We start from the raw sequence: 21,063 nt of genomic DNA on the forward strand, positions 1-21,063 counted from the left end.
CATGGATGAATTAAGTTTTCAAGTCATTATTTTATTAATTGCATTCGGTTTTTTAGCAGCTTTTATTGATTCAGTTGTTGGCGGTGGAGGGTTAATTTCGCTTCCGGCACTTATGTTTGTTGGTTTACCGCCAGCTTCGGCAATTGCAACCAATAAATTAGCTGCAACGATGGGGACGTTTACGAGTGCGATTTACTTTATTCGATCGGGAAAGGTCGATTTTAAAATTGTAGGAAAGTTAATCCCGTTAACTGTTATAGGAGCAGTAGCAGGTGCTTTAGTAGTAAAGTTTATCCCGCCGGATATTTTACGTCCGTTAGTGCTTGTAATGTTGGTATTTATTGCTATTTATATTATTGCGAAAAAGGATTGGGGAAGTGTGTCTACCTATAAGAAGATGACGAAAAGAAAAACATTAATATTTTTCTTTGTTATTTTAATGATAGGGTTTTACGATGGGTTTTTTGGACCAGGGACGGGATCCTTTTTAATTTTTGCATTTTTATTAATTGGTTTGGATTTTATTCAAGCGGCAGCATCTGGAAAACTTTTGAACTTTGTTAGTAATATCGTATCGTTAATCACTTTTTTATTTTTAGACGTAATTCATTTTGAATACGGTATTATTATGGGGTTATCGATGATTTTTGGCGCTTATTTTGGATCGAAGTTTGCAGTTCAAAAAGGTGTTGGATATGTAAGGACTTTATTTTTGTTAGTAACCATTTTATTGATTAGCAAAAACATTTTGGAATATACTCATATTTTGTAGAGTTATACATTTGTATAACTCTGTTTTTTTATTATATTTTAAAAATTAATTAATTTTTAAAATATAAGTCTAGGAATATTTGAATAAATCTAAATTATCGTGTAGAATAATGTTGTAAAATGTAAACGTTTTTCTAAGGGGAGGCTAAAAATAATGGTAGTAGCATACAAACATGAGCCATTTACAGATTTTTCAGTGGAGGCTAACAAATTAGCGTTTGAAGAAGGTTTAAAGAAAGTAGAATCTTATCTTGGGCAAGACTATCCATTAATTATTGGGGGAGAAAAAATCACTACAGAAGACAAAATTGTTTCTGTAAACCCTGCAAATAAAGAGGAACTTGTTGGTCGTGTTTCAAAAGCAAGCCGTGAGTTAGCTGAAAAAGCAATGCAAGTAGCGGATGAAACATTCCAAACTTGGAGAAAATCAAAGCCAGAAATGCGTGCAGACATTTTATTCCGTGCTGCAGCGATCGTTCGTCGTAGAAAACATGAATTCTCTGCTATTCTTGTAAAAGAAGCAGGTAAACCATGGAATGAGGCAGATGCTGACACAGCAGAAGCAATCGACTTTATGGAATATTATGGTCGTCAAATGTTGAAATTAAAAGACGGAATTCCAGTAGAAAGCCGTCCAATTGAATATAATCGTTTCTCTTACATTCCATTAGGAGTAGGTGTTATCATTTCTCCTTGGAATTTCCCATTCGCAATTATGGCAGGTATGACAACAGCTGCTTTAGTTTCTGGTAACACAGTATTACTAAAACCAGCTAGTACAACTCCTGTAGTAGCAGCGAAATTTATGGAAGTATTAGAAGAAGCTGGCTTACCAGCTGGTGTAGTAAACTTCGTACCAGGTAATGGTTCTGAAGTTGGTGACTACTTAGTAGATCACCCTCGTACACGTTTCATTAGCTTCACTGGATCTCGTGATGTAGGTATCCGTATTTATGAGCGCGCAGCGAAAGTAAACCCAGGCCAAATTTGGTTAAAACGCGTTATCGCTGAAATGGGCGGTAAAGATACAATCGTTGTTGATAAAGAAGCAGATCTTGAATTAGCAGCTAAATCTATCGTTGCATCAGCATTCGGATTCTCAGGACAAAAATGTTCTGCATGTTCTCGTGCAGTAATCCACGAAGATGTATACGATCACGTATTAAATCGTGCTGTTGAATTAACAAAAGAATTAACAGTTGCTAACCCAGCTGTATTAGGTACAAACATGGGTCCTGTTAATGACCAAGCTGCATTTGATAAAGTAATGAGCTATGTTGCAATTGGTAAAGAAGAAGGTAGAATTTTAGCAGGTGGCGAAGGAGACGATTCTAAAGGCTGGTTCATCCAACCAACAATCGTTGCTGACGTTGCAGAAGATGCTCGCTTAATGAAAGAAGAAATCTTCGGACCAGTAGTAGCATTCTGTAAAGCAAAAGACTTTGACCATGCACTTGCAATTGCAAACAATACAGAATACGGTTTAACAGGAGCAGTTATCTCTAACAACCGTGACCATATTGAAAAAGCACGTGAAGACTTCCACGTAGGTAACTTATACTTCAACCGTGGATGTACTGGTGCAATCGTAGGATACCAACCATTCGGTGGCTTTAACATGTCTGGTACAGACTCTAAAGCTGGTGGCCCTGACTACTTAGCACTTCACATGCAAGCAAAAACTACTTCTGAAACTTTATAAGAAATAGTAGAAGAGATCTTCGCAGTCTGCGAAGATCTCTTTTTTTTGAAAAAATTTTTATATGTGGATTAACATAGTAATCAGTAGAAAAACTAATAAAGTAATAAGGTTTACTTCAGCAAAATGAGGTATATTTATATTTGCTGAATAGATTCTCTTTAAAGATAAGAAAAGTAGGTGAACAAAGTGGGAAAATATCAATTGGATTACAAAGGCCAGGTAGCTGTCGCAAAGTTTCATGAAAAACAGACGCCTGTCAAATTTGATAAAAAGCAGCAAATTGAAAAATTGCGTGCGGAGTATTTGAAAAAGAAACAAAAACAAACAGATAAATAATAGGAGAAACTAGTTAATTTGAATCAAAAAACACTTACCATATATTACTACTTGGTAAGTGGAACTAGCTAAACCCTATTAATACCGGGATAAACATGTAAATAGAAATAAAACAACGAGAAAAGTTGACTTATTAGTCACATTTTTTTGTATTCATTTTAAGGATTTCCTGTATAATACAATTTGAAAGAAAATCTATGGTTTGACAAGAAACACTCTTTTCGGTTTTGCTCACTGAAGAGAGTGTTTTTTTGTAGCTAAAAACTCCTCTGTACTCATTACATTTGCATATACGCCATTTAAACTAGCTAAAATTGTATTATGAATATAAACAGCGGGTATCGTAGCATTCTTAAAAGAAAGATCTTTTGTCGCACAAGCATCATGTATAACAGTACATTGCAAGCCGAAATCAAAGGCAGCCCTTACGGTAGCATCAATACACATATGAGTCATCATCCCGCATATGACGAGGTGCTCAATATTTAAACGTTGTAATTGCTCTAGAAGATCGGTTTCGCGAAAACTATTTGGATAATGTTTGAGTATAACGGTTTCTTCTTTAAGTGGGCGCACGCTTTCATGAATATGTACACCTTCTGTATTGGGTAGGAAAAAAGTAGCGTCCTCTTTTATTGCTACATGTTGGATATGAAAAATAGGTTCGTTTTTCTTTCTAAAGAGCTGTAGTAGCCGACGGGCATATGCGCTTGCTTCGACTGGATTACGTAATTCCATTTTGCCGTGTGGAAAATAATCATTTTGAATATCAATGAGTAAAAGAGCTGTTTTCATATATTTATCTTCCTCCGATTTCATATTCAAATAATGGTATTCAATTAGTAGAGAAGATTATCCTTTTAAAAAATATGCAAGAGGAGAATTTTACATAACTTTAAATATTACTATTTTTTCTTGAATTTTTCATCTGAAAATTTTAATAAAGAAATAATTAATATTTTTCTAAAAAATGTATTGACTCTTATTATTCTGAGTTCTATAATGAGAATTAATTAAACGACAATTAAATCGATACATTCTTATCCAGAGAGGTGGAGGGACTGGCCCTACGATACCTCAGCAACGGGTTTTTTTAATACCGTGCTAACTCCAGCAAGTCTATGAAAGGCTTGGAAGATGAGAAGATGTGAACGAGTACATATAAGTGCTCTCCTTCTTATCTTTATGGTTGATAAGAAGGAGAGCACTTTTTATTTTACCTCGAGAGCTCTGCTTCAAGTTTTTACAGCATATAGGAGGGGGAAAAATGATTTCTTTTAATAATGTAAGTAAAGTATATGAATCAGGTGGGCAATCTGTTCATGCGGTGGAGGATGTAACGTTATCAGTTGAGAAAGGCGAAATTTTTGGCATTATCGGTTTTAGTGGCGCTGGAAAGAGTACATTATTACGCCTAGTAAACATGTTAGAGAGACCAACGGCAGGAACGATTTCAATAGATGATAAAGATATTACATCATTATCGACGAAAGAATTACGGAAGCTAAGACAAAGAATCGGGATGATTTTTCAAAACTTTAATTTATTTAATTCAAGAACAGTGTTTGGGAATATTGCTTATCCATTAAAGTTAGCAAAAGTACCAAAGAATGAAATAAAAGAAAGAGTAAATGAATTGCTGAAGTTTGTAGGGTTAGAAGATAAAGCAAACAATTATCCAGAGCAGCTATCAGGCGGACAAAAGCAGCGTGTTGGTATTGCTAGAGCACTTGCAACATCACCAGATATTCTTATATGTGATGAGGCAACATCAGCTTTAGATCCAGAAACAACGACAGAAATTCTAAACTTATTAAAGAAAGTAAATCGAGAATATAATTTAACAATTCTTCTTATTACACATGAAATGCATGTTGTGAAAGAAATTTGTCACCGTGTAGCTGTAATGGAGAATGGAAAAGTTATTGAAGAAGGAAAACTGTTTGATGTTTTCACACAACCGAAAACAAAGACGACTCAAAACTTTGTACGTTCTGTTATTAATGATCATTTACCGGAAAGTGTTCTAGCGAAAATTCAAAATGGTGGTCAGATTTATCGCCTAACATTTACTGGTGAGGAAACAGGACAGCCGGTACTGTCATATATCGCAAAAAACTATAACGTTGATGTAAATGTACTGTACGGAAATATTATTGAACTTCAAAATGTGCTATTTGGAAATCTTCTTGTAGAATTGCAAGGTGAACAGAGGGAAATTCAAAAAGCATTACAACATCTAAGACTGCAAGTGCAGCTGAAGGAGGTAGAAGCTCATGCGAGTTGATTGGAGTATATTTTGGCCGCGCATATTAGATGCGACGGGGGATACCCTCTTAATGGTAATTATAACCCTTATATTCGCTACAATTCTCGGTATACCTCTAGGTTTACTTTTATATGTAACGAGAAAAGGAAACTTTTTAGAAAATAAATGGGTCTTTTCTATTCTTAATATCATTATTAATACAATTCGTCCGATTCCATTCATTATTTTCTTAGTAGCTTTAAGTCCGCTAACAAGAAGTGTTATTGGAACAACGATTGGAACGGCAGCAGCAATTTTTCCAATGACGTTAGTTGCATCGATCGGTATTGCTAGAATGGTTGAAACAAATCTTGTTTCTGTTCCGAAAGGGGTAATCGAAGCAGCTCAAGCGATGGGTGCTTCACCAATTAGAATTGTTTTTGAAATCCTTGTACCAGAAGCGTTAGCGCCATTAATTTTAGGTGTTACATTTATGACAGTTGGTTTAATTGAATTTTCTGCGGTTGCTGGGCTTGTCGGTGGCGGCGGTCTTGGTGATTTAGCAATGACATATGGTTATCAACGTTTTGATACATCAGTTATGTTCGTAACGGTCGTTTTACTTATCATTCTTGTACAGTTAGCTCAAAACTTAGGAAACTACTTTGCGAAAGTCTTTTTACGCAGATCATAAAAAGGAAGCGGGGAAAAGGAAATGAAGAAAATTTTAGCATTTGCATTATCAGCGATTGTAGGGGTTTCAGCATTAAGTGGCTGCTCAAGTGGAGACACAGGGGCAGGAGCGAAAGAAAAAGTAGTTCGCGTCGGTGTAACTGGAACGGATGGAGACGCTTGGGAAATTTTGAAGAGGAAAGCTGAAAAAGAAGGAATTAAAATTAAACTGGTTGAGTTCTCTGATTACACAACGCCAAATAAAGCGTTAGCTGATGGAGATATTGAATTAAATTCATTCCAGCATATTGCATTCTTAGAGCAATTTAAAAAGGAGCATAAGCTAGATATTACAGCTGTTGGTACAACGCAAATTGCACCAATGGGTTTATACTCTGAAAAACATAAGAAAGCAAATGAAATTCCAGATGGTTCAGAAATTGCGATTCCAAATGATCCAACGAACCAAGCACGTGCATTAAAACTTCTTGATGCAGCTGGGTTATTAAAGCTTAAAAAAGACTTTGGTCTATTTGGAGATCCAAGCGGCATTGCTGAAAATCCGAAGAAGTTAAAAATTACACCGGTTATCGCACAGCAAACACCTCGTGTATTAAAAGATGTAGCAGCTTCAGTTATTAATAACGGTGTTGCTGGTCAAGCTGGATTAGATCCAGCGAAGGATCCAATTTTCTTAGAAGATCCAAAGAATGAAAATGCGAAGCCATATATTAATATTTTCGCAGCTCGTACGAAAGATAAAGATGATCCAACACTGAAAAAAGTAATTGAATTATATCATTCAAAAGAAGTAACAGATGCAATTAAGAAAGAAACAAATGATGGTTCGATTTCAGTAGATCTTTCACTTGATGAGCTTGAAAAAATCGTAAAATAATGATGGGGTTTAATGGACTAACAGAAGGAACCCCTCCGCTGTTAGTTCGTTCAACATATAAGCTACTTAACAAACAAACCCTAATTCTGTACCTTCCAATTCTGTATAACGTAGAATCCAATGTTTGTTAAGTAGAGTAATGGACCAGGAGTTTTCCTGGTCTTTTTTATGAATGAAAGTAGCTAGCGAATAGTAAGGTAATCCAAATTATAATAGGATAAGAAAATAAGCTGACAGCGAGTGTAATTAAGAAGTTATTTTTATGAATTAAGTGTTTTTGGGATGAAAAAAAGAAAATAGAAAAGATGGCAATGAAAGCTGCGGATATTACGCCAGGGTTATAGGAACGGTAAATGAAAAACAAAATAATATGTTGAACAGAGTTGAAGAAAATTGCCCCTTGTATAAAAATAATCCAGTATATAGAAGGCAAGATGTTTAGTTGATATAGAAAGACGATAAGTAAAACAAAGAGAGTCAATATAGAAATAGCAATGGAAAATTGTTGACTAGTTATAAAAGTAATTGAAAATTGATTAGCAAGATATTGTGGCATTTGGAAAGATTCTTCAAGGTTATGAATGAAAAATAAAAAGGGAATAAGCCAAAGCATAATAGTTGGAATTTTTTTTGACAACTTACATCACTCCAATATGGAGATAGAAAGCCTAGAAAGGCCCTCTACCCAGAGATATTCATTCAATTATAATACTTTTTAAATTATCTTCATGATGCCCTTGTTCTTTTGGATAAGCAGCTAGTTCCTCTTGTAAAATATTTAGCATTTGCTTAGCTGATTGCTGGATTGGGGTAGGTAACTCTTCTAATATATGCATACCTACTTTTATTTTTGTACGGATGACTTTCCTTAGTAGTTCTTCATGCATGTACGACACCTCCAAATCGAATGTTTAGTACATCATCTTCGAATTTTGCTCCTTGAATAGAAAGATGTGTTAACGTTTTGGGTAATGTGATGTTCCGCTTAACAGAACCAGCACGAATGATAAGCTCATCGCCTTTTTGATTTAATGCAAGTTCACTTTTGTTAGAGAAGGGAATGGACAAAACGAAAATATATTCATCGCCATCTTTTTTTACATATTGAGTGCGACCGTTAAATTTGACTTCAGTAGGACAATGATCCGTTTTAAATAAAGTATCTCCTACACGTTCTAACATAGGTAAACCAACAACTTCTTGTTCAAACATTGGAGCTTCGTAAATAGGAAGTGGATCAAAACTATCTTGAATTAATGTTTTATATTTCTTTTGGGTATCTTTCCATGCTTGAAAATAAGGATCGGTGACAGTGTTAGGAATGACACGATTGATCATAATGGCATCTACGTTATAATCGTATAGATTTAAATACGTAAAGCTGCGCTGTGCTTCTTTAATGACCATTTTTTCGGGATTTACAACGATGCGGATACTCGTTACGTCTCGGTTTGATAAAATATCCCTCATTTCTCCGAGTTGTTCAAGTGTATTTGTTAATTCGTCCATAATATCATCGGTTGGAAGGGGGACACCAAGAAGTGGTTGAGCTACAGGGCGAACAACTTTTAAAACTTTTCTTTTAATAGGAAAGAGTTTTTCCATCCACCAGCCGAGCATGTCTGGAAAGCTGAGCATTGCTAATGTTTCTCCTGTTGGAGCACAATCAATGATAATAACGTCATATGTGTTTTGTTTATAATAATCGAGCACGCGAAGTAAGCTAATTAAATCTTCCATACCAGGAAACATCGTTAATTCTTCTGTTGTAATATCATCGGCTGCTTTGGAAGTGAAGAGTAGTGTAATATATTTCTGTAATTTTCCCCAGCCTTTTTCCATCTCATAAATCGTATTAATTTCTTGTGCCCACAAATTTTTACGAACTTCTAATGGCTCAGAAGATAGCTTTATACCAAATGAATCTCCTAAACTATGAGCAGGATCTGTGCTCATTACTAAAGTTTTTAATCCTTGTTTCGCACTTTGAATTGCTGTTGCTGCTGAAATGCTAGTTTTTCCTACGCCGCCTTTACCTGTATACAAGATAATTCTCATCATTCATATCCCCTTTGTTTCGAATATCGAATATTACGAGTGTCGAAGTATTTTTTGAATAAAAACCCTATTAGGGTTTTTATTCAATCGGAATGTTTTTCATTTTAGGTGTAGAAACTTTTTCTTCTGTTTTTTGCTGTGACGTAGCGATGTGATTCATAATCTTTTGGAAGATTTGTAGTAAGAATGCTTTTTCTTCTTCTGATAATGCTTCTGTTACTAAGCTAAAGTAATGGGCTACATTTTGCTTTACTTCTTGAACGAGCAATACGCCGTTTTCTGTTAAACGAATTAATACAATACGTCGGTCGTTTTCATCACGATAGCGTTCAATATATCCCTTTTTTACAAGGCGATTTACAACACCTGTCGTTGTACTCATCGGTATATCAAGAAGATCAGCAATTTTCGTCATTGTAATATCTGTATTTCGTTCCATCCAAAGTAAACAAAATACTTCTGTTTTAGAAAGTGTTAAATCTAGGCTTACCCATTCTTCAGGATAGAAAAGTTTCTTGGCGTTATCTAGCAGTAAGTCTAAAAAATGTTCATATTGCAACAATTAATTCCACTCCCGTATATTTCGAGGTTCGTAATATTTATTTTTATTTTATGTAGAATAGAAATAATTGTCAATTATTTTAATTGTTTTTTCAGATTAGGCAGAAAACTTTCTTTAAAATAGTATTCTTTTATGATAGATTTATAAATATAAAACTAGAATTTACATAAAAATCCATCATGGTAAATATACTTATCTATAATGGATGTACTGCTAACGAGGGGGAGAACGATGAGAAGACGTAATACGCAAGCGTTCACGTTTTTAGCATGGACTTCATTTGTTTGTGCACTTTCAGGTATGCTAATTGGTATTTATACGCTAGATGAAACGCTTAGTGTAAAAGGATACTATTTAATTGGAACATTATTTTTAACGATGTCTTGTTTTGTATTACAAAAAACAATTCGTGATAATGAAGAAGATAACGAGAGATTTCCGAAAAATAAACCGTTAGATAAAGAGTAAATTGTAAAGAAAGGCATTTGCCTTTCTTTTTTTATGTAAAAATGGCGTAAGTACTCTGTGTTGACTTGCTTGAAGTACTGAAAATTTGGTATCATCAATAGTATTGTAGATTGAACGATATATTATGGAGGTGGCCTAGCCGTGTCAAGAATTTCCGTTGAGAATGTAAAGCACGTAGCACATTTAGCACGTCTTGCAATTACTGATCAAGAAGCAGAAAAATTTCAAAAACAACTAGATGCAATTGTTACATTTGCAGAACAGTTAAATGAATTAGATACAACAGATGTAAAACCAACAACTCATGTATTAACTATGAAAAATGTTATGCGTGAAGATGTACCAGAAAAAGGTTTACCAGTTGAAGAAGTATTAAAAAATGCACCGGATCACAAAGATAATCAAATCCGTGTTCCAGCAGTATTAGAATAGAGGAGGGGAATTTCGATGTCATTATTTGATCATTCAGTATCAGAGTTACATAAGAAATTAAACAACAAAGAAATTTCCGTTACGGATTTAGTAGAAGAATCTTACAAACGTATTGCGGATGTTGAAGATAACGTAAAAGCTTTTCTTACATTAGATGAAGAAAATGCACGCGCAAAAGCGAAAGAATTAGATGCAAAAATCGGCGCTGAAGATAATGGTTTATTATTCGGTATGCCAATTGGTGTAAAAGATAACATTGTAACTAACGGTCTTCGTACAACTTGTGCGAGCAAAATCTTAGCAAACTTTGATCCAATTTATGATGCGACAGTTGTGCAAAAGCTAAAAGCTGCTGACACAATTACAATCGGTAAATTAAACATGGACGAGTTCGCAATGGGTTCTTCAAATGAAAACTCAGGTTTCTACGCTACGAAAAATCCATGGAACTTAGATTACGTTCCAGGCGGATCTAGTGGTGGTTCTGCAGCAGCTGTAGCAGCAGGAGAAGTATTATTCTCTCTAGGTTCTGATACAGGTGGTTCTATCCGTCAGCCAGCTGCATATTGCGGCGTTGTAGGCTTAAAACCAACTTACGGACGTGTATCTCGTTACGGATTAGTTGCATTCGCATCTTCACTGGACCAAATCGGACCGATTACACGTACAGTAGAAGATAATGCATACTTATTACAAGCTATTTCAGGTCTTGACCGTATGGATGCAACTTCTGCAAACGTTGAAGTAGGAAACTACTTAGCTGGTTTAACAGGCGACGTTAAAAGTTTACGTATTGCTGTACCGAAAGAATACTTAGGAGAAGGTGTTGGCGAAGAAGCTCGTGAGTCAGTACTAGCTGCTTTAAAAGTATTAGAAGGTATGGGCGCAACTTGGGAGGAAGTATCTCTTCCGCACTCTAAATACGCTCTAGCAACGTATTACTTATTATCTTCTTCTGAAGCATCTGCGAACCTTTCACGCTTTGATGGCGTACGTTACGGTGTTCGTTCTGATAATGTAAATAATTTATTAGACCTTTACAAAAACACACGTAGCGAAGGTTTCGGTGATGAAGTAAAACGTCGTATTATGCTTGGTACATTTGCACTTAGCTCTGGTTACTATGATGCATATTACAAAAAAGCACAACAAGTACGTACATTAATTAAAAACGACTTTGAAAATGTATTTGCTAACTACGATGTTATTATTGGACCAACAACGCCAACTCCGGCATTTAAAGTGGGCGAAAAAGTTGATGATCCAATGACAATGTATGCAAACGACATTTTAACAATCCCAGTAAACTTAGCGGGTGTTCCAGCGATTTCTGTTCCATGTGGATTCGGTGCTAACAACATGCCACTTGGTCTACAAATCATTGGTAAACACTTCGATGAAGCGACAATTTACCGCGTTGCACATGCGTTTGAGCAAGCAACAGACTATCATACAAAAAAAGCAAGTCTGTAAGGAGGCGAGCATAGATGAATTTAGAAACAATTATTGGTTTAGAGGTTCACGTTGAGTTAAAAACAAATTCGAAAATTTTCTCTGCGAGTCCAACAGAATTCGGAGCGGAGCCAAATACACAAACAAGTGTAATTGACTTAGGATACCCAGGGGTACTTCCTACTTTAAATAAAGAAGCAGTTAACTTTGCAATGAAAGCTGCAATGGCATTAAACTGTGAAATCGCAACGGAAACGAAGTTCGACCGTAAAAACTATTTCTACCCAGATAATCCGAAAGCTTACCAAATTTCTCAATTTGATAAGCCAATTGGTGAAAATGGCTGGATTGAAATCGAAGTAGACGGTAAAAAGAAACGTATCGGTATTACACGTCTTCATTTAGAAGAAGATGCTGGTAAATCAACGCATACAGCTGATGGTTCATTAGTAGACTACAATCGTCAAGGTATGCCTTTAATCGAGATCGTGTCTGAGCCAGATATGCGTACACCGGAAGAAGCATATGCATACTTAGAGAAGTTAAAATCAATTATTCAATACACGGGCGTATCTGACTGTAAGATGGAAGAAGGTTCCTTGCGTTGTGATGCGAACATTTCTCTTCGTCCAGTTGGACAAGAAAAGTTCGGTACAAAAGCAGAACTGAAAAACTTAAACTCATTCACTTACGTACAAAAAGGTCTTGAGCACGAGCAAGTGCGTCAAGAAAAAGAATTATTATCTGGTGGTATCATCCAACAAGAAACACGTCGTTATGATGAAGCAACGAAGAAAACAATCTTAATGCGTGTGAAAGAAGGATCTGATGATTACCGTTACTTCCCAGAACCAGACTTAGTTGAACTTTACATCGACGATGAGTGGAAAGAAGCAGTTCGTGCTTCTATTCCAGAACTTCCAGATGCACGTAAAGCTCGCTACGTTGCAGAATTAGGCTTACCAGCTTATGATGCACACGTATTAACATTAACGAAAGAAATGTCTGATTTCTTTGAAGCAACTGTTGCAGACGGTGCTGATGCGAAATTAACATCAAACTGGTTAATGGGTGAAGTACTTGCATACTTAAACAAACAACAAAAAGAATTAAAAGATGTTGCATTAACGCCTGCTGGTTTATCTAAAATGGTTCAATTAATTGAAAAAGGTACAATTTCTTCTAAAATTGCGAAGAAAGTATTTAACGAATTAATTGAAAAAGGTGGAGACCCAGAGGAAATCGTTAAAGCGAAAGGTCTTGTTCAAATTTCTGACGAGGGTACACTTCGGAAAGTTGTAACAGAAATTCTTGATAATAATGAGCAATCTATCGAAGACTTTAAAAACGGTAAAGACCGTGCAATTGGCTTCTTAGTTGGTCAAATTATGAAAGCTACAAAAGGACAAGCAAATCCACCGCTTGTTAACAAAATCTTACTTGAAGAGATTAATAAGCGATAATAGTAGTAACTTTTAAAGATTAAGCAGAAAAACACCCGTACATGGGTGTTTTTCTAGGTTAATCAAACGTTTGTTTAAATGAGAGAAAATTATTTAAACAAACGTTTGATTAACTGTCAAAAGTGGAAAAATGTTTGTATAGCAACTATGGTATGATAGTTGCAAAAAGGTGGGAATAATGATAAATCTAGAAATAGAGGTTTTTTCATCTCATGAAATAATAGATAATTATTATTCGTTATATGTAAATTGTTGTGAGGAAATAGATGGACATAAATTTTTTGTCAAATAAAACAAAACCATTGAAATGAATATTTACTTTTGATGGGCTACACGAATCGGGTTCTTACTGCCTGTTTGAGCGAGATAAAAGAAGGATAGGAAGATGAGAGGAGGTAGGCATGGGAATACTGAATAGAAGTTCGGTATGTTCTTTGTCGATACATAAAGAAATTTCCTGTGCTAATAAATGATGAAGCGAGCAAGAATTATTTATAATCCTACTTCTGGGCGTGAGCTATTTAAGAAGAGCTTACCGGAAGTATTACAAAAATTAGAACAAGCTGGATATGAAGCATCTTGTCATGCGACAACGGGTCCTGGAGACGCAACTGTGGCGGCGAGGCAAGCTGTAGAGCGTAAATTTGATGTTGTTATTGCGGCTGGTGGTGACGGCACGTTAAATGAAGTTGTAAACGGTCTAGTTGGTCATGAATTCCGTCCGAAATTTGGAATTATTCCAGTTGGAACGACAAATGACTTTGCACGTGCAATCGGTGTACCTCGTTCTATTGAAGAGGCAGCGGATATTATTTGTGAAGGAAAAACTGTGCCATTAGACCTTGGTAGAGCAAACGATACATATTTTATTAACATCGCTGGTGGCGGTCGTATTACAGAATTAACATATGAAGTACCAAGTAAGCTAAAGACTGTATTAGGACAACTTGCTTATTATTTAAAAGGTATCGAAATGCTACCATCACTACATCCAACATACGTTGAAATTGAGTATGATGGAAAATTACTACAAGAAGAAATTACGATGTTTTTAATTACGAATACTCGTTCAGTGGGTGGCTTTGAAAAGGTAGCACCATATGCATCGATTAACGATGGCTTATTTGATTTATTAGTGCTGAAAAAAGGTTCGATTGCCGACTTAATTAAAGCTGCAACACAAGCGCAGCGTGGTGAACATATTAACAATCCAAAAGTACTATACACACAAGCGAACCGAATTAAAGTGCATTCACCAGATAAACTAATGATTAATTTAGATGGTGAATATGGTGGAGATGCACCGATGGAATTCGAAAATATGTATCATTGTCTGGAACTATTTGTTCCTGAACATCAAGAGGATGCCCTGTAAAGGCATCCTTTTTTATTTATACATATATGAACGTGTCCAAGGAATGGAATCACTAATCCCTTTTGTAAATACAAATTGATGTAAATCAATGTTACCAGTATAAAACGAAGCTGCACAAGCATTTAAATACAAGCGCCACATACGAATAAATCGCTCATCTTTTGTTTTACGTATTTCATCTAGTGTATTTTCAAAGTTTTCTGCCCAGTGTTGAAGTGTTTTACCGTAATGTCTGCGCAAACTTTCAACATCAACTATAAAGAAATGCTGATTAGTTATGTTAGTAATTAATTCATTAACGGCGGGGACGTATCCACCAGGAAATATATATTTCTCAATCCAACTATTAGTAGCGCCCTCTGTAGGAGAAGTAATACAGTGAAGAACGGAAATACCACCATCATTGAGTAATGCATTGACCGTTTCAAAGTACTCTGTAATGTGATCTTTCCCGACATGTTCAATCATACCTACACTAACAATTTTATCAAACTTTCGCTCGTGAATATCACGATAATCGAGTAAATTTACTTCAACTAAATCTGTGAGATTTTCTTTTTCGATTCTTTCTAGAGTTTTTGCATATTGTTCTTCACTTAATGTGACTCCCGTTGCTTTCACACCATATTGTTTTGCGGCAGCTGTAATGAGTTCACCCCATCCGCAACCAATGTCTAGCAAAGTATCTCCTTTTTGAAGGTTTAACTTTTTTAAAATATGATTTACTTTATTATGTTGAGCAGCTGTTAAGGAATCGGTTTCATTTTGGAAATATGCACAAGAGTATGTCATTGTTTCATCTAGCCATAATTTATAAAAATCGTTCCCAATATCATAATGATGGGCGATATCTTCTTTATTTTTTCGTTTTGAAAAATTCCATCTGCTTGTAAAGTATTGTAATTTGCTATTACCTAAAAAACTGTCTTTGTTTTTATAAATAGACTCAATCGCTTTTTCAAGGTTACCCTCTATTTCAATATCTCCATTCATATAAGCTTCACCAAATGCGATGGAGGGATCTTTTATTATCTCTTTTTTGGCAAGAGGTTTGTGGAATGTAATATGAAATTGAGGATTCCCTTCACCGTACTGTACAGTGTTTCCATCCCAAAGTGTAATTTGAACAGGATCTAAAAACAGATTTTCTAATGTTTTCTTATAAAATATTTCTTCAACCATATATAAACATCTCCTACTTAAAAAAAGAATTAGGAAACTATCATGATAGTTAATGAGGTTAAGTAATTAGCTAATTTTCAATAAGATGAGAGTAATTTTACGCTTCTGTTACGTAATAGTCAAACAATCCGATTTGTATTGTAAATTGGAAGTTAGTTTGATTTTCATGGTATTTTTACAATTCGTTTATTTTATATCCATACTTTATTGATACACTGGAGGAGATAAGAGACGAGAGGTGGGGTGTTATGGAGAAAGTAAAAGCAATACTATTTGATAAAGATGGGACATTAATGGATTTTCATTCAATTTGGATAAAAGTGGCTGAAGAACTTGTGGCTGAATGTATAAAATTATACCAACTGCCACAATCAATGCAGCCGACTTTATTAAAAGAAATCGGTGTGGATGGGGTATTTGTTCACCCACGTAGCGCAATAGCGGCAGGAACGAGCCTTGATGTGGCAAAGGGGCTTTGTAAGTATATTACGTCATCTAAAGAAGAGGAAATGCATGAATGGGTAAGTGAAAAACTGTTTGCCCTTATGTACGAGCATCGTTCTTACATGAAAATGACGGCGGATTTACCGAGAATTTTACAAGGTTTAAAGGATAGAGGATTTATTTTAGGTGTTGTCACGGCGGATGATTTTGCACCGACAGAATTATTTTTAAAACAGTATCAATTAGAGACCTTTTTTGATTATGTTGTAGCTTCAGATACATTTCCAGCACAAAAACCAGATAAAAGAATTGTAGAATCCTTTTGTGAGAGGTTTCATTTAGAGGCATGTGAAGTAGCGGTCGTTGGAGATACACCGACTGATTTATATTTAGCGAAAAATGGCGGTGATTGCTATGCAATTGGAGTACTATCTGGTACAGGAGATCGTCAAACATTAGAACCACTTGCTGATTTAGTAGTACAGTCTGTTGGGGACCTTATTTCTCATTCAGGTGAGTTTGTTTGGGAAAAAGGAAAGTCTAATGTGTAAGAAAAATAAGTCTATAAAGACTCTTAATGAGTCTTTATAGACTTATTTTTTATGGCGAAATAGATGAATACTAGAAAAGAATATTGGCATACATTTTGCAATGAAAAGAGAAAACAATGTAAAGAAAAGGATGGGGTACGTAATGAATATAAAAAAATTTGCTAAAGTAAATGAACAAATTCCTGGACCGAAAGCAGCGTCTTTATTAGAACGCCGCCAAAATATAGTACCAAAAGGAGTAAGTAACGGCATCCCAACGTTTGTACAATCTGCAAATGGTGCTCTTGTTACTGATGTTGATGGTAATCAGTACATTGATTTCGCTGGAGCGATAGGAACAATTAACGTAGGACATTGTCACCCAGCTGTTAAAGAAGCGCTCCATAAACAAGTAGATCAATACATTCATACTGGCTTTAATGTCATGATGTATGAGCCATATATTGAATTAGCAGAAAAACTTGCGGCATTAGCGCCGGGAAGTTTTGATAAGCAAGTACTATTTTTAAATAGTGGTGCAGAAGCAGTTGAGAATGCGGTGAAAATCGCTCGTAAATATACAAAAAGACCTGGTATTATTGCATTTTCTAAAGGTTTCCATGGACGCACATTAATGACAATGACGATGACAAGTAAAGTAAAACCATATAAGTTTGGATTTGGTCCATTTGCGCCTGAAGTCTATAAAGCACCATTCCCGTACGAATATCGCCGCCCAGAAGGATTAACGGAAGAGCAGTACGATAACTTTATGATTGAAGAGCTTAAGAATTTCTTCGTATCAGAAGTAGCACCAGAAACGATTGCAGCCGTTGTAATGGAACCTGTTCAAGGGGAAGGTGGATTTATCGTCCCAAGTAAGAAGTTTGTGCAAGAAGTACGCAATATTTGTTCAGAACACGGCATCTTATTTGTAGCGGATGAAATTCAAACTGGATTTAGCCGTACAGGAAAATATTTCGCCATTGATCATTATGATGTCGTTCCGGATTTAATTACGGTATCTAAATCATTAGGTGCTGGTGTACCGATTAGTGGTGTTATTGGGCGCAAAGAAATTATGAATGAGTCTGCACCAGGAGAACTTGGTGGAACGTATGCAGGAAGCCCGCTAGGATGTGCGGCAGCATTAGCAGTACTTGATGTAATAGAAAAAGAGAATTTAAATGATAGAGCGATAGAATTAGGAAAAGTCGTAATGAACCGATTCGAAGAGATGAAAAATAAATATAATTGCATCGGTGATGTGCGCGGTTTAGGAGCAATGTGTGCATTTGAGCTCGTTCAAGATCGTAAGACGAAAGCACCTGATAAAACGTTAACAGCTAATTTATGCGCAGAAGCAAATAAACGCGGCTTACTTCTACTATCAGCAGGAACATACGGTAATGTTATTCGTGTGCTAATGCCATTAGTGATTACAGATGAGCAACTGGAAGAAGGATTAACAATCATTGAAGAATCGTTGCAAGTCTGTTATGAGAAAGCAAATATTGCTCGTGTTTAAAAGTTAAATAATAAAACAGCAAACATTCTAGCTGACTCTATATAAAATGCAGAAAATTCACTTTATAATAAAGGTAGTGAAGTGAATCGACGGAGTGGAAGTTAGGGGTGGCTAGGATGGTTGCAGAAAAGGAACGAGTGTTAATGGATTTACAAGATGTATTTGAATATGCGTTTGACGAAATTTTTGTGACTGACGAAAAGGGAATCGTTGTACGTGTAAATAGTACATGTGAAAGGCACTATCAATTGGCTGCAAAAGAGTTAGTAGGTAAACATGTAAAAGAATTGCAGAAAGATGGTATCTTTTATCCATCAGCAACGTTAGAAGTAATTGAAAAAAAGAGGCCAATCGAACTCGTTCAGACGACAAAATCAGGAGAATATTTACACGTTCGTACAAGGCCTGTTTTTGATGAAGAGGGCAATTTAAGAAGAGTAATTAGTTACTCTCGTGATCTTACAGAACTCTATCAATTACGTCAAAAGGTAGAAGAAATGGATAATCAGTTAAAAACATATAAAAAAGAATTAAGAGAAACATATGAACATGAAGGACTTATTTTTAAAAGTATCGCTATGCAAAAAATAGTCGAGACAATCAAGAAAGTATCCGTGGTAGATAGTACGGTTCTCGTTTTAGGTGAGACAGGAGTAGGAAAGAGTCGATTGGTGCGTCATTTACATGAAGTGAGTAACCGGAAGAATGAAAGTTTCTATGAAATTAACTGTGCGGCATTGCCGACAAATTTAATTGAATCAGAGCTTTTTGGATACTCAGGCGGATCCTTTACAGGTGCGAATCGTGAAGGGAAAAAGGGACTATTAGAATCAGCACATAAAGGAACACTATTCTTAGATGAAATTGGCGAAATGCCGCTTGAAACTCAAGCAAAGCTTTTGCAAGTGTTGCAAGAAAAAACGTTTCGCCCTATAGGCGGAAGAGAATTAAAAAAGGTGGATGTTAGAATTGTAGCGGCAACAAATAGAGATTTAAGTATGATGGTGAAACAAGGAACATTTCGGAAAGATTTATATTATCGTCTGAATGTCATTCCCATTGTAATCCCACCACTACGGGAAAGAACAGAAGACATTTTGCCACTTATTTATCATTATTTACAACACTTTAACGAGAAATATGGTAGAAATGTAAAATTAGCGCCTAGCACATTACAAATGTTTGTTGGTTACCCGTGGGAAGGAAATAATAGAGAGATTGAAAATGTGATTGAGCGAATTGTTATAACTGCCGATGATATCGTTACGATAGAAGATTTACCAATAGCGATGCAAGAATCAACGGTTGAACAGTCCGGTCAAAGTCTCTATAAAATGTTAGAAGAAGTAGAACGGAATATTATTTTGAAAGCATATAAAACATATGGATCGAGTTATAAAGTAGCGGAGTTTTTAAAAATAAGTCAATCTGCTGCCACTAGGAAAATAAAGAAACTTATAGAGGAGGAAGAGAATATTGGATAAAAAAGCGACGTTTGTAAATGTAGAGAAAAAGGCGATGTATATAAATGGTGAGTGGGTTACATTGCAAGAGCAAATCGAAGTAAATAATCCAGCAACGAAGGAAATATTTGCGACTGTACCAAAGGGCGGGGTAACAGAGGCAAAGCAAGCTGTTGATGCTGCGCATGAAGCTTTTAAATTATGGTCTAAGTTAACAGCGGCAGATCGTGCAGCGAAATTAAAAAAATGGTTCACACTTATTGAGGAAAATAAAGAAGAGATTGCAGCGATCATGACGAAAGAACAAGGAAAGCCCTTTGCAGAAGCGCTTGGTGAAGTGAATTATGCAAATAGTTTTGTTGAATGGTATGCAGAAGAAGGAAAACGCGTATATGGTGAAATGATTCCTGCTTCTCATCCGAATAAACGTATTTTAGTCATGAAGCAACCAGTTGGTGTTATGGCAGCTATTACGCCTTGGAACTTCCCGGCTGCTATGATTACGAGAAAGGTAGCTCCGGCGCTTGCAGCAGGATGTACAGCGGTTGTAAAACCTGCAAGTCAAACGCCGTTAACTGCGTTAAAATTAGCTGAATTAGCTCATGAAGCAGACATTCCAAAAGGTGTAATAAATATTGTAACAGGTAGTGCGAAAGCAATTGCTGATACGTGGATGGAAGATGGGCGTGTTCGAAAAGTGTCCTTTACAGGATCAACGGAAATTGGGAAAGAGTTAATGGCTAGTGCGGCACAAACGATGAAAAAGGTTTCACTTGAGTTAGGCGGTCACGCACCGTTTATTGTTATGAATGATGCAGACTTAGATAAAGCAGTAGAGGCAGTAATCGGTTCGAAATTCCGTAACGCAGGACAAACGTGTATATGTACAAACCGAGTATTTGTTCAGGAAGAAGTGTATGAAGCGTTTGTAGAGAAGTTTCAAAAGGCAGTAGGGCAGTTAAAAGTAGGGGACGGTTTCAGTGACGGAACGACTGTAGGACCACTTATTGACGAGAATGCAGTTTCAAAAGTACAAGAACATATTGAAGATGCTATTCAAAAAGGTGGAACAGTTTTATATGGTGGCCAAAAGGTTACAGAGCTAGATGGACACTTTATTCAACCAACTGTAATTGGATTAGCGAATGATACGATGCTTTGTATGAATGAAGAAACATTTGGACCAGTTGCACCTGTTGCGAAATTTAAAACGGTTGAAGAAGTAATTGAACGTGCGAACAATACGCCATACGGTTTAGCAGCGTACATTTTCACGAAAGACATTAGCCAAGCATTCCAAATTAGTGAAGCACTAGAGTATGGTATTATCGGTTTAAATGATGGCCTCCCATCAGTTGCACAAGCGCCGTTCGGTGGCTTTAAAGAGAGTGGCATTGGTCGTGAAGGAGGTCATTTCGGTATCGAGGAATATTTAGAAATTAAATATATTTCATTAGGACTATAAGTAGTATACTAGAA

Annotated in this window: 21 protein-coding genes and 1 riboswitch; of the genes, 15 read left to right on the forward strand and 6 right to left on the reverse strand. The window is 36.0% G+C overall.

What is annotated here, in order from left to right:
- Position 1 precedes the first annotated feature (1 nt).
- The 3 genes from PDQ33_RS02770 (at position 2) to PDQ33_RS02780 (ending at position 2,809) form a co-directional block, all read left to right on the forward strand.
- Positions 2 to 772: a TSUP family transporter gene (locus tag PDQ33_RS02770; RefSeq protein ID WP_000343965.1), complete on the forward strand. Its 771-nt coding sequence runs from the start codon at positions 2 to 4 to the stop codon at positions 770 to 772.
- Between the two features lie 153 nt (positions 773 to 925).
- On the forward strand, positions 926 to 2,473 hold the full coding sequence (pruA, locus tag PDQ33_RS02775) for an L-glutamate gamma-semialdehyde dehydrogenase (RefSeq protein WP_000259550.1): 1,548 nt from the start codon (positions 926 to 928) through the stop codon (positions 2,471 to 2,473).
- Between the two features lie 186 nt (positions 2,474 to 2,659).
- On the forward strand, positions 2,660 to 2,809 hold the full coding sequence (locus tag PDQ33_RS02780) for a hypothetical protein (RefSeq protein WP_000521648.1): 150 nt from the start codon (positions 2,660 to 2,662) through the stop codon (positions 2,807 to 2,809).
- A gap of 231 nt (positions 2,810 to 3,040) precedes the next feature.
- On the opposite strand, the gene PDQ33_RS02785 is transcribed toward PDQ33_RS02780, so the two are convergent.
- Positions 3,041 to 3,604 carry a cysteine hydrolase family protein gene (locus PDQ33_RS02785; protein ID WP_000844889.1) on the reverse strand — a complete coding sequence of 188 codons (564 nt, stop codon included), beginning with the start codon at positions 3,602 to 3,604 and terminating at the stop codon, positions 3,041 to 3,043.
- Between the two features lie 242 nt (positions 3,605 to 3,846).
- A riboswitch (SAM riboswitch) is annotated at positions 3,847 to 3,953 on the forward strand.
- Positions 3,954 to 4,076: 123 nt separating this feature from the next.
- On the opposite strand from PDQ33_RS02785, the gene PDQ33_RS02790 reads away from it, so the two are divergent.
- Genes PDQ33_RS02790 through PDQ33_RS02800 form a run of 3 tightly spaced genes read left to right on the forward strand, consistent with a single transcriptional unit; the run spans position 4,077 to position 6,627 of the window.
- Positions 4,077 to 5,096 carry a methionine ABC transporter ATP-binding protein gene (locus tag PDQ33_RS02790; RefSeq protein ID WP_144533214.1) on the forward strand — a complete coding sequence of 340 codons (1,020 nt, stop codon included), beginning with the start codon at positions 4,077 to 4,079 and terminating at the stop codon, positions 5,094 to 5,096.
- Positions 5,086 to 5,751, forward strand: coding sequence for a methionine ABC transporter permease (locus PDQ33_RS02795; protein WP_048553294.1), 666 nt, complete (start codon positions 5,086 to 5,088; stop codon positions 5,749 to 5,751). Before PDQ33_RS02790 ends, PDQ33_RS02795 begins: the two co-directional genes overlap by 11 nt.
- 21 nt (positions 5,752 to 5,772) lie before the next feature.
- Positions 5,773 to 6,627 (forward strand): MetQ/NlpA family ABC transporter substrate-binding protein, encoded by an 855-nt coding sequence (locus tag PDQ33_RS02800; RefSeq protein ID WP_000721603.1) that lies wholly within the window; start codon positions 5,773 to 5,775, stop codon positions 6,625 to 6,627.
- Between the two features lie 166 nt (positions 6,628 to 6,793).
- On the opposite strand, the gene PDQ33_RS02805 is transcribed toward PDQ33_RS02800, so the two are convergent.
- From PDQ33_RS02805 to PDQ33_RS02820, 4 genes are all read right to left on the reverse strand, one after another.
- Entirely contained in the window at positions 6,794 to 7,264 is a 471-nt protein-coding gene (locus PDQ33_RS02805) for an HXXEE domain-containing protein (RefSeq protein WP_048553292.1), read from the reverse strand.
- Between the two features lie 58 nt (positions 7,265 to 7,322).
- The gene (locus tag PDQ33_RS02810) at positions 7,323 to 7,514 is read right to left on the reverse strand and encodes a DUF3926 domain-containing protein (RefSeq protein WP_000544092.1); all 192 of its coding nucleotides are present in this window, start codon (positions 7,512 to 7,514) and stop codon (positions 7,323 to 7,325) included.
- On the reverse strand, positions 7,507 to 8,688 hold the full coding sequence (locus PDQ33_RS02815; protein ID WP_002092701.1) for an ArsA family ATPase: 1,182 nt from the start codon (positions 8,686 to 8,688) through the stop codon (positions 7,507 to 7,509). The genes PDQ33_RS02810 and PDQ33_RS02815 overlap by 8 nt, the downstream gene beginning before the upstream one ends.
- 76 nt (positions 8,689 to 8,764) lie before the next feature.
- The gene (locus PDQ33_RS02820; RefSeq protein WP_219912847.1) at positions 8,765 to 9,247 is read right to left on the reverse strand and encodes a MarR family winged helix-turn-helix transcriptional regulator; all 483 of its coding nucleotides are present in this window, start codon (positions 9,245 to 9,247) and stop codon (positions 8,765 to 8,767) included.
- A 231-nt stretch (positions 9,248 to 9,478) separates the two neighbouring features.
- Here PDQ33_RS02820 and PDQ33_RS02825 point away from each other — a divergent pair, with 231 nt between their 5' ends.
- From PDQ33_RS02825 to PDQ33_RS02845, 5 genes are all read left to right on the forward strand, one after another.
- Entirely contained in the window at positions 9,479 to 9,715 is a 237-nt protein-coding gene (locus PDQ33_RS02825; RefSeq protein ID WP_001254393.1) for a YiaA/YiaB family inner membrane protein, read from the forward strand.
- A 141-nt stretch (positions 9,716 to 9,856) separates the two neighbouring features.
- Positions 9,857 to 10,147, forward strand: coding sequence for an Asp-tRNA(Asn)/Glu-tRNA(Gln) amidotransferase subunit GatC (gene gatC, locus PDQ33_RS02830; protein ID WP_000086999.1), 291 nt, complete (start codon positions 9,857 to 9,859; stop codon positions 10,145 to 10,147).
- A 15-nt stretch (positions 10,148 to 10,162) separates the two neighbouring features.
- Complete coding sequence (gatA, locus tag PDQ33_RS02835) at positions 10,163 to 11,620, forward strand: Asp-tRNA(Asn)/Glu-tRNA(Gln) amidotransferase subunit GatA (RefSeq protein WP_144533218.1); 1,458 nt, start codon at positions 10,163 to 10,165, stop codon at positions 11,618 to 11,620.
- Between the two features lie 14 nt (positions 11,621 to 11,634).
- The gene (gene gatB / locus PDQ33_RS02840; RefSeq protein WP_001047685.1) at positions 11,635 to 13,062 is read left to right on the forward strand and encodes an Asp-tRNA(Asn)/Glu-tRNA(Gln) amidotransferase subunit GatB; all 1,428 of its coding nucleotides are present in this window, start codon (positions 11,635 to 11,637) and stop codon (positions 13,060 to 13,062) included.
- 469 nt (positions 13,063 to 13,531) lie between these two features.
- Positions 13,532 to 14,437 carry a diacylglycerol kinase gene (locus PDQ33_RS02845; protein WP_000977677.1) on the forward strand — a complete coding sequence of 302 codons (906 nt, stop codon included), beginning with the start codon at positions 13,532 to 13,534 and terminating at the stop codon, positions 14,435 to 14,437.
- Positions 14,438 to 14,449: 12 nt separating this feature from the next.
- Here the strand turns inward: PDQ33_RS02845 and PDQ33_RS02850 are convergent, their stop codons facing one another.
- The gene (locus tag PDQ33_RS02850) at positions 14,450 to 15,619 is read right to left on the reverse strand and encodes an SAM-dependent methyltransferase (protein WP_000229022.1); all 1,170 of its coding nucleotides are present in this window, start codon (positions 15,617 to 15,619) and stop codon (positions 14,450 to 14,452) included.
- Positions 15,620 to 15,867: 248 nt separating this feature from the next.
- Here PDQ33_RS02850 and PDQ33_RS02855 point away from each other — a divergent pair, with 248 nt between their 5' ends.
- The 4 genes from PDQ33_RS02855 (at position 15,868) to gabD (ending at position 21,049) form a co-directional block, all read left to right on the forward strand.
- A complete protein-coding gene (locus PDQ33_RS02855; protein ID WP_000416635.1) occupies positions 15,868 to 16,614 on the forward strand; it encodes an HAD family hydrolase in 747 nt (248 codons plus the stop codon).
- A 142-nt stretch (positions 16,615 to 16,756) separates the two neighbouring features.
- Positions 16,757 to 18,121: a 4-aminobutyrate--2-oxoglutarate transaminase gene (gene gabT, locus PDQ33_RS02860; RefSeq protein ID WP_001022109.1), complete on the forward strand. Its 1,365-nt coding sequence runs from the start codon at positions 16,757 to 16,759 to the stop codon at positions 18,119 to 18,121.
- Positions 18,122 to 18,237: 116 nt separating this feature from the next.
- Complete coding sequence (locus PDQ33_RS02865) at positions 18,238 to 19,605, forward strand: sigma-54 interaction domain-containing protein (protein ID WP_000225164.1); 1,368 nt, start codon at positions 18,238 to 18,240, stop codon at positions 19,603 to 19,605.
- Positions 19,598 to 21,049: an NADP-dependent succinate-semialdehyde dehydrogenase gene (gene gabD / locus PDQ33_RS02870; RefSeq protein ID WP_000358118.1), complete on the forward strand. Its 1,452-nt coding sequence runs from the start codon at positions 19,598 to 19,600 to the stop codon at positions 21,047 to 21,049. The genes PDQ33_RS02865 and gabD overlap by 8 nt, the downstream gene beginning before the upstream one ends.
- Positions 21,050 to 21,063: the final 14 nt, after the last annotated feature.

The sequence above is a fragment of the Bacillus cereus group sp. Bc031 genome, from assembly GCF_027716265.1.
In the GTDB taxonomy this organism is placed as follows: Bacteria; Bacillota; Bacilli; order Bacillales; family Bacillaceae_G; genus Bacillus_A; species Bacillus_A paranthracis.